The 13,325-nt window shown below is 61.6% G+C and carries 12 protein-coding genes; 5 read left to right on the forward strand and 7 right to left on the reverse strand.

The genetic code is table 11. The annotated features are described in order from the left end of the window. Positions 1-288: 288 nt before the first annotated feature. From zwf to P0D89_RS18610, 4 genes are all read left to right on the forward strand, one after another. Positions 289-1,752, forward strand: coding sequence for a glucose-6-phosphate dehydrogenase (gene zwf / locus P0D89_RS18595; protein WP_408365480.1), 1,464 nt, complete (start codon positions 289-291; stop codon positions 1,750-1,752). A 183-nt stretch (positions 1,753-1,935) separates the two neighbouring features. Then, positions 1,936-2,673, forward strand: coding sequence for a 6-phosphogluconolactonase (pgl, locus tag P0D89_RS18600; protein WP_408365478.1), 738 nt, complete (start codon positions 1,936-1,938; stop codon positions 2,671-2,673). After that, a complete protein-coding gene (locus P0D89_RS18605) occupies positions 2,651-4,567 on the forward strand; it encodes a bifunctional transcriptional regulator/glucokinase (RefSeq protein ID WP_408365476.1) in 1,917 nt (638 codons plus the stop codon). Before pgl ends, P0D89_RS18605 begins: the two co-directional genes overlap by 23 nt. Positions 4,568-5,174: 607 nt before the next feature. Beyond that, the gene (locus tag P0D89_RS18610; RefSeq protein ID WP_408365474.1) at positions 5,175-5,660 is read left to right on the forward strand and encodes a hypothetical protein; all 486 of its coding nucleotides are present in this window, start codon (positions 5,175-5,177) and stop codon (positions 5,658-5,660) included. Between the two features lie 108 nt (positions 5,661-5,768). Here P0D89_RS18610 and P0D89_RS18615 read toward each other — a convergent pair whose 3' ends face one another. Genes P0D89_RS18615 through P0D89_RS18625 form a run of 3 tightly spaced genes read right to left on the reverse strand, consistent with a single transcriptional unit; the run spans position 5,769 to position 7,419 of the window. Further along, the gene (locus P0D89_RS18615) at positions 5,769-6,158 is read right to left on the reverse strand and encodes a hypothetical protein (protein ID WP_408376970.1); all 390 of its coding nucleotides are present in this window, start codon (positions 6,156-6,158) and stop codon (positions 5,769-5,771) included. Positions 6,159-6,160: 2 nt separating this feature from the next. Beyond that, positions 6,161-6,916 carry a hypothetical protein gene (locus P0D89_RS18620; protein WP_408365470.1) on the reverse strand — a complete coding sequence of 252 codons (756 nt, stop codon included), beginning with the start codon at positions 6,914-6,916 and terminating at the stop codon, positions 6,161-6,163. 2 nt (positions 6,917-6,918) lie between these two features. Further along, the gene (locus P0D89_RS18625; RefSeq protein ID WP_408365468.1) at positions 6,919-7,419 is read right to left on the reverse strand and encodes a hypothetical protein; all 501 of its coding nucleotides are present in this window, start codon (positions 7,417-7,419) and stop codon (positions 6,919-6,921) included. Positions 7,420-7,686: 267 nt separating this feature from the next. On the opposite strand from P0D89_RS18625, the gene P0D89_RS18630 reads away from it, so the two are divergent. Beyond that, positions 7,687-8,613 (forward strand): bestrophin family protein, encoded by a 927-nt coding sequence (locus tag P0D89_RS18630; protein WP_408365466.1) that lies wholly within the window; start codon positions 7,687-7,689, stop codon positions 8,611-8,613. A gap of 45 nt (positions 8,614-8,658) precedes the next feature. Here P0D89_RS18630 and P0D89_RS18635 read toward each other — a convergent pair whose 3' ends face one another. The 4 genes from P0D89_RS18635 to P0D89_RS18650 form a co-directional block, all read right to left on the reverse strand. After that, positions 8,659-9,384 (reverse strand): lysozyme inhibitor LprI family protein, encoded by a 726-nt coding sequence (locus P0D89_RS18635; RefSeq protein WP_408365464.1) that lies wholly within the window; start codon positions 9,382-9,384, stop codon positions 8,659-8,661. Positions 9,385-9,386: 2 nt separating this feature from the next. Beyond that, positions 9,387-11,672 carry an Orn/Lys/Arg family decarboxylase gene (locus P0D89_RS18640; RefSeq protein ID WP_408365462.1) on the reverse strand — a complete coding sequence of 762 codons (2,286 nt, stop codon included), beginning with the start codon at positions 11,670-11,672 and terminating at the stop codon, positions 9,387-9,389. A 182-nt stretch (positions 11,673-11,854) separates the two neighbouring features. Then, positions 11,855-12,424 (reverse strand): dCTP deaminase, encoded by a 570-nt coding sequence (gene dcd, locus P0D89_RS18645; RefSeq protein ID WP_008924193.1) that lies wholly within the window; start codon positions 12,422-12,424, stop codon positions 11,855-11,857. A gap of 313 nt (positions 12,425-12,737) precedes the next feature. Beyond that, a complete protein-coding gene (locus P0D89_RS18650; RefSeq protein WP_408365460.1) occupies positions 12,738-13,271 on the reverse strand; it encodes a superoxide dismutase family protein in 534 nt (177 codons plus the stop codon). Between the last annotated feature and the right edge of the window lie 54 nt (positions 13,272-13,325).

Genomic DNA, 13,325 nt, shown 5'->3' on the forward strand with positions numbered 1-13,325 from the left:
CAACCGCGCTGCGAGCCGTTACCACCCCGGCTTTCCGTAAGGCCACCGGGGCCTGCTGGCAGATGCCGGCACGCAATGTCCTTTAACATGCAGGGACGCCTGCCGATTCGGGAAAACGCGCATTTTGCCGAACAGCGCACGCTTTTTTCATCGAATTAGCGCTACCTCTTGATTTGGATTGTAGTTAAACTACAATTCAGTGTCAAAAAATATTTTATCGGACTACGGTCGCCTTTTTCCGAACAGTGCGCGGTCAGCGCGGCGACCCCAGGACATCGACGGATACTCATGCAAACCGATTCAAGCTTCATCTTCGTTCTCTTCGGCGGCACCGGCGATCTGTCGATGCGTAAGATCCTGCCCGCACTGTTTGAAGCGCACCGTGCAGGCGGCATGCTCGCCGACAGCGGCAAGATCGTCGCGGTGGCGCGGCATGCGGCGGATCGCGGCGAGTACCTGCAGTGGGTGAACGAGCACGTCAAACCGCACGTGTCGAAGAACGGCGTGGACGAAGCGGCGTGGACGAGCTTCCTCGCGCGCATCGAGTTCGTGAAGATCGATCTCGGCAATCCGGAAGACTTCGTCCAGTTGCGCGACGCCGTGCGCGATCTGCCCGGCATCCGCGTGTTCTATCTGGCCACGGGCCCGTCGCTGTTCGTGCCGATCTGCCATGCGCTGGCGTCGGTGGGGCTCAACGAAAACGCGCGCATCGTGCTCGAAAAGCCGCTCGGCTACGACCTGAAGTCGTCGAATGCGATCAACGACGCGGTCGGCGAAATCTTCGCGGAAGAACAGATCTACCGGATCGACCACTACCTCGGTAAAGAGCCGGTGCAGAACCTGCTCGCGCTGCGCTTCGGCAATGCGCTGTTCGAGCCGCTGTGGCGCCGCGAGTGGGTCGAGAGCATTCAGATCACGATTGCCGAGGAACTCGGCGTCGAAGCGCGCGGCGACTTCTACGACAACACCGGCGCACTGCGCGACATGGTGCAAAACCATTTGCTGCAGTTGCTGTCGATCGTCGCGATGGAGCCGCCCCACTCGATGGATTCGGACTCGGTGCGCGACGAAAAGCTGCGCGTGCTGCGCGCGCTGAAGCCAATCGATCCGAACGAGATCGGCAAGGTCGCGGTGCGCGGCCAGTATCATGCCGGCGGGATTCGCGGCAGCGCGGTGCCGGGCTACGCGACCGAAGCCGGCGTGAAGCCGGACAGCACGACCGAAACCTTTGTCGCGCTGAAGGTCGAGATCGAGAACTGGCGCTGGGCCGGCGTGCCGTTTTTCCTGCGCACCGGCAAGCGGCTCGCGGATCGCGTCGCCGAAATCGTGGTGAATTTCCGTCCAGTGCCGCATTCGGCGCTGGGCGTGTCCGCGTTGCGCGCGGGCGCGAACCGTCTGGTGATCCGCCTGCAGCCGAACGAAAGCATTCGCCTCTACTGTCTCGCGAAGCAGCCCGGCGAAGGCATGAACCTCGCGAGCGTGCACCTCGACCTCGCGTTCGACCAGTTCTTCCGCGAAGGACAGATGGAGGCGTATCAACGCCTGCTGCTCGACGTGATCAACGGCCGCCTCGCGCTGTTCGTGAGGCGCGACGAGCAGGAAGCCGCATGGCGTTGGGTCGAACCGATCCTGAACGAATGGATGGCCTCGCACAAACCGCCCAAGCCGTATGCGGCGGGCACGTGGGGACCGGCCGCGGCGAGCGCGATGCTGGCGCAGCACGGCACCTGCTGGCTCGAAGAAGAGAATTGACGGACGGTGCCGCGCGATGTTCGATCGAATATAGCGCGGCACCGGAGTAAGACCCACCGACGAACTGAACGGAATGGCGCCGGTATCGCCCAGGCGCCTGCAAGCCATCCCACCTTGCAGACGCAGCGCGAGAGCAGTACGGCAGATTCCGCAGATCCTACAAAAAAGCAGCACGGAGGAGAAGTGATCGAGCTTCACGCTTTCGACGATCAACGCGCCCAATCCGACGCGTTGGCGAAAGCGGTTGGCGACGCGTTACATGCGTCGCTCGCCGCACAGGCGGCCGCGTCCGTTGCCGGCACGCCCGTTGCCGGCACGCCCACCACTGGCGCGCGCCCCGCAATGCTTGCAGTGTCCGGCGGCAGCAGTCCGCGTCCGTTCCTGCAAACGTTGTCCACGCAATCCTTCGACTGGGCGCGCATCGCCGTGACGCTGGTCGACGACCGCTGGGTGTCCGAGACGGACAGCGCAAGCAATTCGCAACTGGTGCACGCGACGCTGTTGCAAAACGCCGCGAAGGACGCGGCCTTCTGGCCGCTCGTCGACACCGCGCAGGATCTGCACGCGCACGTCGCCGCGCTGAACGCCGACGCGCGCTTTGCCGCCGTGCCCGACGTCGCGATTCTCGGCATGGGCGAGGACGGCCACACCGCATCGATCTTCGCGGACTCGCCCGAATGGGATCACGCGATCACCACCACCGAACGCTTCGTTGCCGTGCATCCCGGCAGCGCGCCGCATGCGCGCGTGAGCTGGTCGCTTTCCGCGCTGAAGGAAGTGAAGCACCTGTTTTTGCTGATCGCAGGACCGCGCAAGATGGACGTGCTCAATGCAGCCGCCGCTTCGCTACAAAAAAATGCCATCTCACAGTTGGCAAACGACAAGGGAGTGAGACTCGATGTCTACTGGTGTGCAAACTAAGGCTGTTCCGGGCGCGGGCCAGCACGCCGACGGACCGAGGCTCCTGGCCGACATCGGCGGCACCAACGCGCGTTTCGCGCTGGAGACGGGCCCGGGCGAAATCAGCTCGGTGCAGATCTATCCGTGCGCGGACTATCCGGGCGTCGCCGACGTCATCAAGAAGTATCTGAAGGACACCAAGATCGGCCGCGTGAATCATGCGGCGATCGCGATTGCGAACCCGGTCGATGGCGACCAGGTGAGCATGACGAATCACGACTGGACCTTTTCGATCGAAGCGACGCGCCGCGCGCTCGGCTTCGACACCTTGCTGGTGGTGAACGACTTCACCGCGCTGGCGATGGCGTTGCCCGGCCTCACCGACGCGCAGCGCGTGCAGGTGGGCGGCGGCACGCGCCGTCCGAACAGCGTGATCGGCCTGCTCGGTCCGGGCACCGGCATGGGCGTGTCCGGCCTGATTCCCGCCGACGACCGCTGGATCGCGCTCGGCAGCGAAGGCGGCCACGCCACCTTCGCGCCCGCCGACGAACGCGAAGACATCGTGCTGCAATACGCGCGCAAGAAGTGGTCGCACGTATCCTTCGAACGCGTGGCCGCGGGCCCCGGCATCGAAGTGATTTACCGCGCGCTCGCGGGCCGCGACAAGAAGCGCGTGGCGGCCAACCTCGACACGATCGAGATCGTCAAACGCGCGCTGGACGGCGAGCCGCTCGCGGCCGAATCCGTCGACGTGTTCTGCGGCATCCTCGGCACCTTCGCGGGCAATATCGCGGTGACGCTCGGCGCGCTGGGCGGCATCTACATCGGCGGCGGCGTGGTGCCGCGTCTCGGCGAGTTCTTCGCGCGCTCGTCGTTTCGCCAGCGCTTCGAGGCGAAGGGCCGCTTCGAGGCCTATCTGCAAAACGTGCCGACCTATGTGATCACCGCCGAATATCCGGCCTTCCTCGGCGTCTCGGCAATTCTCGCCGAGCAGTTGTCGAATCGCGCGGGCGGCAGTTCGTCGGCGGTGTTCGAGCGGATTCGCCAGATGCGCGATGCGCTGACGCCGGCCGAGCGCCGCGTCGCCGATCTCGCGCTGAATCATCCGCGCTCGATCATCAACGACCCGATTGTCGATATCGCGCGCAAGGCCGACGTGAGTCAGCCCACCGTGATCCGCTTCTGCCGTTCGCTCGGCTGCCAGGGTCTGTCGGATTTCAAGCTGAAGCTCGCAACGGGTTTGACCGGCACGATCCCGGTGAGCCATAGCCAGGTGCACCTCGGCGATACCGCGACGGACTTCGGCGCGAAGGTGCTGGACAACACCGTGTCGGCGATTCTGCAGTTGCGCGAGCATCTGAACTTCGATCAGGTCGAGCGGGCGATCGATCTGTTGAACGGCGCGCGGCGCATCGAGTTCTACGGGCTCGGCAATTCGAACATCGTCGCGCAGGACGCGCACTACAAGTTCTTCCGTTTCGGCATTCCGACCATCGCCTATGGCGATCTGTACATGCAGGCGGCGTCGGCTGCGTTGCTCGGCAAGGGCGACGTGATCGTGGCCGTCTCCAAGTCGGGCCGCGCGCCCGAACTGCTGCGCGTGCTGGACGTCGCGATGCAGGCCGGCGCGAAGGTAATCGCGATTACGTCGAGCAATACGCCGCTCGCCAAGCGCGCCACCGTCGCGCTCGAAACAGATCACATCGAGATTCGCGAGTCGCAGCTGTCGATGATCTCGCGCATCCTGCATCTGGTGATGATCGACATTCTCGCGGTCGGCGTCGCGATCCGTCGCGCCGTGCCGAGCGCGGATGTGGCCGAGACGGTCGCCAAGGCGCGCGAGGGTGCCGACGACGACGCCAGCGCCGTGCTGGACTGGTTGAGTCACGGCGCGGCTTCATCGGCTAGAGATTAACGTTTGAGGTTTTGGGTTGCGCCGCAGGGTCGGCCGTTTGCTTGCGGCGTTGGCCTTTCCTTGATTTCTTTGTGGTCTATTGGCGTTGCCCGTGCGAGGCAATGCTCTCAAGCCCCATTCGATCAAGCGAGTCTGTACGCGAGATGGAAATGGGGCTTCACTTGTCTGGGCGGTCTCGGATATGAGCGTGAGGGCTGTATCCGGCATCGGGTCTAGTGGATCACCGCAAGTACCTGGGTGAGCTTCTCCACAAAGCTCAGCACGTTCAAGAGACTCAGGGAGCGGTGCAGGTGCCGGCGAGCTTGTTGTCGGTTCCCTCATGTGGCAGGTTGAGCAGCTTGGGCGCGATGAGTTCCCGCTAAAGCCTGACGCAACTGAATCCGTGCGCCGCTATGCTTGCGGACAATCAAGTTGGTGACCGAACGTGAACCCGCCTGTGAATATGATCTGAGCCTCCGGTACGCAGTACACCACAGCGGCCGCGGACAGACGTTCCGCATGTACAGGCTCGTGAGGCTGAAGTAATGGCGGCCTGCATGACATTAGAGCAGCCTGTGCTATTACGAGATGCCGCAACGGTTATATTCGATGCTTTCCCAGCACATCTATGCTGACCGTCACGGTTAGCGACGAACTGCCCATGACCTACCGCGCCATTACAGTCACGTTTGAAAACATTGGCGGGGTTGTGATCCAGAAAGATAAAGGCAGGGCAAGAACATCGTTTAACGTCACCGTGGCGGGTAAACGTCAGTATGCGGTGCAGATGCGCGGCGAACCAAGGCTTGAAAACGGCATGGTCGTGACTGCGGTATTGCGTGACACCGATAACTGGCAAACGCTGGCGGGCTGGCTCAACCACGCGACGGGTGAGATTTGCGGTGTTGATTCGCCCGTGAAATCGTTTTGGTCCTTCATGGTGATTGCCCTGATATCAGCAATGTTCTCCCTCAAATGGCTATGTACGGTCCCCAACGGGAAACATGGTGTCATTGGCACGACCGTCTGGATACTTGCGGTCCTTGCGATGAATGTGTGGTCGCTGTTCTCCTGGCGAAAATCTGCGACCGTCTACCGGCTGCTAAAACCCTGAGTTTCCAGACATCCTCACACTACTCACGCCTCGACATTGAAAGTAGCGAATGCGCTTAAACAAACGACCGCGCGAAGCGTGGCGTCTGCCTTCCATGCACGTCAAGCTCTACAGATAGCCGCCGACTGAAGCGGAGTCAATCCATTCTCTTGCGGCTTTGCGCCTCAACATCAACACTGCGCCAAAGCGCAGCCACACGCAAAGCGCAATCAACGCGTTCGCCCACAGTCCTAATGCGTATAGATACGGGCCGCCGAATATGGTCCACACAAGGCTGAATGCGGCTATCCACTTAAAGAGTTCGTAAGCCCATCTCTTGCGCTTCATGCCATAGGCGAGTGCAAGTAGATTGGCCGCAAGGCTCGCCACCACAGCCAGCCCGCCAGCCCACGAAAGACGATATGAACGGAGTATGGCGACTTCGACCACGGTCTCGCACAGAAAAGCGAGAAAGAACCCGATAAGCGAAACCCGGATGAGTCGTGGAGTCGGTGTCATAGCTACCTGAAGCGAGAACCCATGCAGTACATCATGCCGCTTTCGATATCACTCCAGCCCTCCTGTTGCTGTAGGTAGCTGCAGTAGTTCTGCTTGTAGGAAGATTCGTCGATCGGCGTGAAGCTACCTGGAATTGGACTTCCCGAAATTCTCAACATCGTGCCCGTTGTCTGGTCATCAGTCATACAGACGAAGAGTCCATTTGCCGACATCAATTCATCGTACGAGTATAGATTCCATCCCTGGCCCGGAATAGTACTTCCCCAATAGAGCGACGAACTCGCTACTGATGCAGGACTGGAAAGTTGAAGGGTGTTGGACAGTAGATTCCCCATCCATGCTTTTGCGGAACTCATGTACGGCTGAAAGTTCGTTTGAAGGTCCGCAGCCAAAGCGACCGCCCCAATAGCCGCTGCGGCGCCCGGCCCAATCTCTGCCCATACGAGCAGTGTGATGGCGACCGTTCCGGCCGCACTGACAAGGGTCAGCACATCGCCGGGCTGCACCTTTTTGTTCGGGTCTTGCCAGTCCGTCACAATGCGCATTAACGCGGACGTCGCGGCCAATCCGTTTGTCATGATGCGGATCGGCTGCAACATGGGGGCAACGTTCGATACGGTAGCGATGAGAGAGGAGCCGTTCTGGAAAAGGGAAAGCGCGTCGTTTGGACTTTTTGCCGCAGACTGGATTGCCTGATAGGTACTCATCGAATTTGATCCCGATTCGATGATGTGAAACACCATTTCCACTTTTGCCATTTTTATTCTGCCTTCGATTCTGTATTCCACGGAGCAATGGAGTTCACGATCGAACTCACTGACGGCGCAACTGTCGGGCTGGAGTCGATTACGTAGCGGTAATAAAGCTGTGTGTTCTTTGTTTTTGGCGCGTACACAGGCTGAGCAATAAATGACTTCGATTGCGTGAGGGTCACCGGGATAGCATCAATGACTTGTGAAAAACTTCTGTCCGTCGCTATCTGAAGATTCGCATAGATGTCATGAGTTGGGCCATCAACGTTGATAATGCGCACCCAGAACAACCATGCCCCATCGTCACGCTTCAACGCAGTTGCGCCGTTTGTCAGCGCATAGCCACGGCGCGAGCCAGCAGGATGCTGAGGGGTTCTCGGAGCTGCGCTTACGATTTGAGAGGTGATGCCAACGAGAGAAAACGCGCTGGTTCGCAAAAATGCTCGTCTGGTATTCATCGTTTTTTGAGTGAGTCGCTTTTGCCGTTTGTAAATGTAACGTTCCTGCACTTACGAACTTATCGCCCTCACGCCCCTTCAAATATCAGAGAACTCCGAAAACCAAAAAAAGCGCAATTGCTAGTGCTGCATGGTTGCAGCCGGTGCACCTGACACTGAAGTGGCCTTACCACGTGCAAACGCGGCGATCGCGCTCCGTATTCACGAGCAAATCAAGGAAGGCCAACACCGAAGAAGCACCCCCAACCGTCCGCCAAAAACCCAAAAAAGCGATAATAGAAAACCCCAAAAGCCCCGCAGGCAAAAAAGCACACACCAATGATCATCCGCCCCCACCTCCATTGGTTCCGCATGCTGCTAGCTTGGCGAGGCTCCGTCCTCCCGCAACTGCTTCCGCGCCTATCCCTGATCTTCTGCATCTCGATCGTCGCGCTGGCGGCCCACGACCATCTGCTGCCGATCCCGCTCAACCTCAACACCACCGCGCCCTTTTCGCTGATCGGCATCGCGCTGGCGGTGTTTCTCGGCTTCAGGAACAACGCCAGCTACGACCGCTGGTGGGAAGCGCGCAAGCTGTGGGGCCAGCTGCTGAACGAGTCGCGCTCGCTCACTCGCCAGGCGCTCACGTTACCGACACGACCGCTGCCGAAAGAACAGATCGGCGAATTTCTCGCCGCGCTCGGTGCCCTTGCGCACGCGCTACGGCATCAGTTGCGCAAAAGCGACCCGCGTGAAGACCTCGCCGCGCGTCTGCCCGCGGCGCTTTTCGAGCGCGTCATCGCATCGCGCTACAAGCCGGCAACCTTGCTGCTCTATCTCGGCGAATGGGTGCAACGCCAGGCGCAGGCAGGCGCGATCGATCCAATGGCGGTGATCGCCTTCGACCGGAATCTGAATGGACTGTCGGACGTGATCGGCGGATGCGAGCGCATCGTCTCGACGCCGCTGCCGTTCGCGTACTCGGTGATGATTCACCGCACGGTGTATTTCTTCTGCGCGTCGCTACCGTTCGGACTGGTGGACAGCATCGGCGTCTTCACACCGGTGTTCGCGGTGTTCGTCGCGTACACGTTCATGGCGCACGAAGCCATTGCCTCGCAACTCGAAGAGCCCTTCGGCACCGACGAAAACGATCTCGCGCTCAACACGATGTCGACGATGATCGAGGATGCGATGCGCGATTTGCGCGGCGAACCGGCGCTCACGCTGCCGCAGCCGCAAACGGAAAACTATCTGTTCGACTGAGCGCGCCGTTGCGGCTGCTCGTCGCTCGTCGCGCCTGACGAGCGTTCAGTCGTTGCCGGCCGTTTCCGATAAACGCTTGAGCGTCGCCACGCGCGCACCGATGATATCGATGCGGCCGCGCTCGTCTACCACCGGTGTGGCGGCGGCGAGATATGCGCTCCAGGCGCGTTGTGCGCGCACCAGAGTCGTACGCGAGTGCGACGGCATCTTCGACTGCAAGCGGTGGTAGTAGCGATTCAGATCGAACATCGCGTGTTCGCATTGCGCGTCGGCGCTGCATGCGCGCGGACGGCGCGGCGGCGGACTGCCTGCATCGGCCACTGCGCTGCGCAACACGAGCGCGCGGTCGCGCACCGGTTGCAATTGCATGTCGGCTTCGGCCAGCACATACATCGAGCCGCGCGTCGTCGCGAACACCGCGGCCAGCAACTGCTTCTCGGCCTCGCGCGACGCGAGCCAGCTGGCCTGGCTCTTTTCCCACAGCTTGCGCCGCGCCAGCGGCAGCTTCGACTGAAGCTGCTGCCACGCGCTGTCCAAGGCGGCCTTCCAGCCGATCCGCGCGTTGTCCATGCACTGCACCTGGCCCGTCGTGGTCGACATGTCGCTGCGCGCGAGACACGCGCGCATCGCCGCGTCGATCGGATCGGCGGCGGCGACTTCGGCGTGCGCCGCCGGCGACAGCCCACCGCACAGCGCCGCCGACGCCACGGCCAGGCCGCCCAACGTGCGCCGCCAGCTGCCGGCGCCCGTCGATGGCTTCAGCCAACGCATCGTCAACCGCGAACGCAATCGACGAAGTACTCGATGCGCCCGTTGATCATTTCCCCGACAAGCCCGTGGATGTCCGTGTGGAAACCCGGGAACCGCTCGTTGAATTCGCGCGCGAAACGCAGATAGTTGACGATGGTCTTGTTGAAGCGCTCGCCCGGAATCAGCAACGGAATGCCCGGCGGATACGGCGTCAACAGGATCGACGTGACGCGGCCTTCGAGTTCGTCGATCGGTACCCGATCGATCTCGCGATGCGCGAGCTTGGCGAACGCGTCGGACGGCTTCATCGCCGGCTCCATGCTCGACAGGTACATCTCGGTCGTCAGGCGCGCGATGTCGTTCGCGCGGTAGACGCTGTGAATCTGCTGGCACAGATCGCGCAGGCCGACCCGCTCGTACATCGGATGATGCGCGACGAACTCGGGCAGCACGCGCCACAGCGGCTGGTTGTTGTCGTAGTCGTCCTTGAACTGCTGGAGTTCGGTGACCATCGAGTTCCAGCGGCCCTTCGTGATGCCGATCGTGAACATGATGAAGAACGAATACAGCCCCGTCTTCTCGACGATGATGCCGTGCTCGGCCAGGTACTTCGTGACGATTGCGGCTGGAATGCCGGTCTCGCCGAAACCGCCGTCCATGTCCAGACCCGGCGTGACGATGGTCGCCTTGATCGGGTCGAGCATGTTGAAGCCCTCGGCGAGCGCACCGAAACCGTGCCACGGATCGTTCGGGCGCAGCATCCAGTCTTCGCGCGAGCCGATGCCTTCTTCGGCGAACTGGTCCGGGCCCCACACCTTGAAGAACCAGTCGTCGCCGTATTCGGCGTCGACCTTGGTCATCGCGCGGCGGAAGTCGAGCGCTTCGGCGATCGACTCTTCGACCAGTGCCGTGCCGCCCGGCGCTTCCATCATCGCCGCGGCCACGTCGCACGACGCGATGATCGCGTACTGCGGACTCGTGGACGTGTGCATCAGATAGGCTTCATTGAAGCGATGCTTGTCGAAGCGGCTGTTCTTCGAATCTTGCACGACGATCTGCGAGGCCTGCGAAATGCCGGCCAGCAACTTGTGCGTGGAGTGCGTGGCGAACACCAGCGCGCCGATACGCGGACGGCCCGCGCCGATCGCGTGCATGTCCTGATAGAACTCGTGGAACTCGGCGTGCGGCAGCCAGGCTTCGTCGAAGTGCAGCGTGTCGAGCCATTCGCCCAACATTTCCTTGATCATCTCGACGTTGTAGATCACGCCGTCGTACGTGCTTTGCGTGATCGTCAGAATGCGCGGCTTGAGGTTCGGGTTCTTCGCGAGCGCTTCGCGCGCGAACGGATTCGCCTCGATCTTCTTGCGGATGTTTTCCGGCTCGAACTCGCTGCGAGGAATCGGGCCAATGATGCCGAAGTTGTTGCGCGTCGGCGTGAGGAACACGGGAATCGCGCCGGTCATCGTGATCGCGTGGAGGATCGACTTGTGGCAGTTGCGGTCCACCAGCACGATGTCGCCCGGTGCAACCGTGCCGTGCCAGACGATCTTGTTCGAAGTCGACGTGCCGTTGGTCACGAAGAACACGTGGTCGGCGCTGAAGATGCGCGCGGCGTTGCGCTCCGAGGCCGCCACCGGACCCGTGTGGTCGAGCAGCTGGCCGAGTTCGTCGACCGCGTTGCAGACGTCGGCGCGCAGCATGTTCTCGCCGAAGAATTGATGGAACATCTGGCCGAGCGGGCTCTTCAGAAACGCGACGCCGCCCGAGTGGCCCGGGCAGTGCCACGAGTACGAGCCTTCCTCCGCGTACTGCACCAGTTCCTTGAAGAACGGCGGCGCGAGCGAATCCAGATAGACCTTGGTCTCGCGGATGATGTGGCGCGCGACGAACTCCGGCGTGTCCTCGAACATGTGGATGAAGCCGTGCAGTTCGCGCAGGATGTCGTTCGGCAGGTGGCGCGAGGTACGCGTTTCGCCGTACAGGAAGATCGGAATGTCGGCGTTGCGGCGGCGCACTTCAGTCACGAACGCGCGCAGCGCGACGATCGCGGCGGCCAGCTCCGGCGTCTCGCCTTCCACGACCACGTTGTCGACGTACGGCAGCAGTTCGTCGTCGTCGATCGACAGGATGAAGCACGAGGCGCGGCTCGACTGCTGCGCGAACGAGGTCAGATCGCCGTAGCTCGTCAACCCGAGCACTTCCGCGCCTTCTTTCTCGATAGCTTCGGCCAAAGCCCGGATGCCGGAACCCGAGATGTTCTCGGAGCGGAAATCTTCGTCGATGATGACGACGGGAAAACGAAACTTCATGAGCGATTCTCCAAAAAGAACGACCGCTGCATTCCGTAAATGGCAGCGGTCACCCTGTGTCGACCGGAGTTAGCGTGTCGACCAGAGTTGGCGCGTTAGCGCTTACTTTGGTCCCATAGCGCTTACTCCGGTCCCCTGCAAGATAGTTGCTGCGTAGCTGGTGGGTCAGTGCGCTGCCGGCGTTACGTCTTGGGCAACGTGACGCCGTGCTGACCTTGATATTTGCCGCCGCGATCTGCGTACGACGTTTCACAAATCTCGTCGCTTTCGAAAAACAGCACTTGGGCGACGCCTTCGTTCGCGTAGATTTTCGCAGGCAAAGGCGTCGTGTTCGAGAATTCGAGCGTGACGTGCCCTTCCCATTCCGGCTCGAACGGCGTCACGTTGACGATGATCCCGCAGCGCGCGTAAGTGGACTTGCCGAGGCACACGGTCAGCACGCTACGCGGAATGCGGAAGTACTCGACCGTGCGCGCGAGCGCGAACGAATTCGGCGGGATGATGCAGACATCGCCCTTGAAGTCGACAAACGACTTCTCGTCGAAGTTCTTCGGATCGACGATGGTCGAGTTGATGTTCGTGAAGATCTTGAATTCGTCGGCGCAGCGGATGTCGTAGCCGTAGCTCGACGTGCCGTAGCTGACAATCTTCCGGCCGTCTTCGGAGACGCGAACCTGATCGGGCGCAAACGGCTCGATCATCTTGTGCGACTCGGCCATGCGCCGGATCCACTTGTCGGATTTGATGGTCATAGGTGAACGCTGCTCGACGTAAATGACAGGTGTGTGACGGATAACAACCCGGCGGTGCCGGGCGACTTGCGAACAATTGGACGCTGGCCTCGCCACGCGTTGCGGGCTTCGCGGCCCGCGCTGCATAACGCTGAAACGCAGCGCTGAAACGGACCGTGCCGCGGCCTCGGGTCTTGCGTTGAACGGCGTCTTGCCGCTGGGCGTCCCAACGGAAGGCGCTTATTTTACGCGATCACGGCAATGCTGCCGCAGGCGCGCTTCGAAGGGCACGCGAGGAACCGGCAAGGTGGACTGGAGAGCCTCTGCACAACGCTCACTGACGGATCACACCGCAAGCGATTGCGGAGCCCGCGCCATGTTGCGGATAGGCATACGGATCGGTCGCGTCGTGATGCAGCACCACGGCGCGCTGCAACACCGAGCGGATCCCGTCGAGCGACACATCCGGCGCAACGATGAAACCGGTGGCCACGCCGTTCGCGTCCGCATGAATGTTGGCGAGATCGCCTTCGACCCGCGCGCCCGCTTTCAGACGCTCGGCTGCCGGCGAGAAGACCTGGCCCGTGCTGGAGCCGTCTGCGGCATTGCAGTCGCCCCGCTCGTGGATTTGCAGCGCGTGGTCGCTATTGGGCGGCATGCCCGCGAGGTTGTAGGTGACCTGCACGCCGTCGGAGCGCTCGATAAACGTCACGAGGCCACGCGCCTGATTGCCCACGGTGGGAAGCAGTTGCGCGTCGGCGCGTTTTTCCTGTGGCCTCAGGAACGCGCTGCAACCGCATAACAGCACGCTGCTGGCAGTCAGGACGATGAACGCATGCACCGCCTGCCCGTCGATTCGTTTTCCCATGCGATCCTCTTGCCGGCCTGGCGCCCGCCCCTGCGGGGGCCCCGGCGCACCCGT

It is taken from the genome of Paraburkholderia sp. RL18-085-BIA-A, from assembly GCF_046027075.1.
GTDB lineage: Bacteria > Pseudomonadota > Gammaproteobacteria > Burkholderiales > Burkholderiaceae > Paraburkholderia.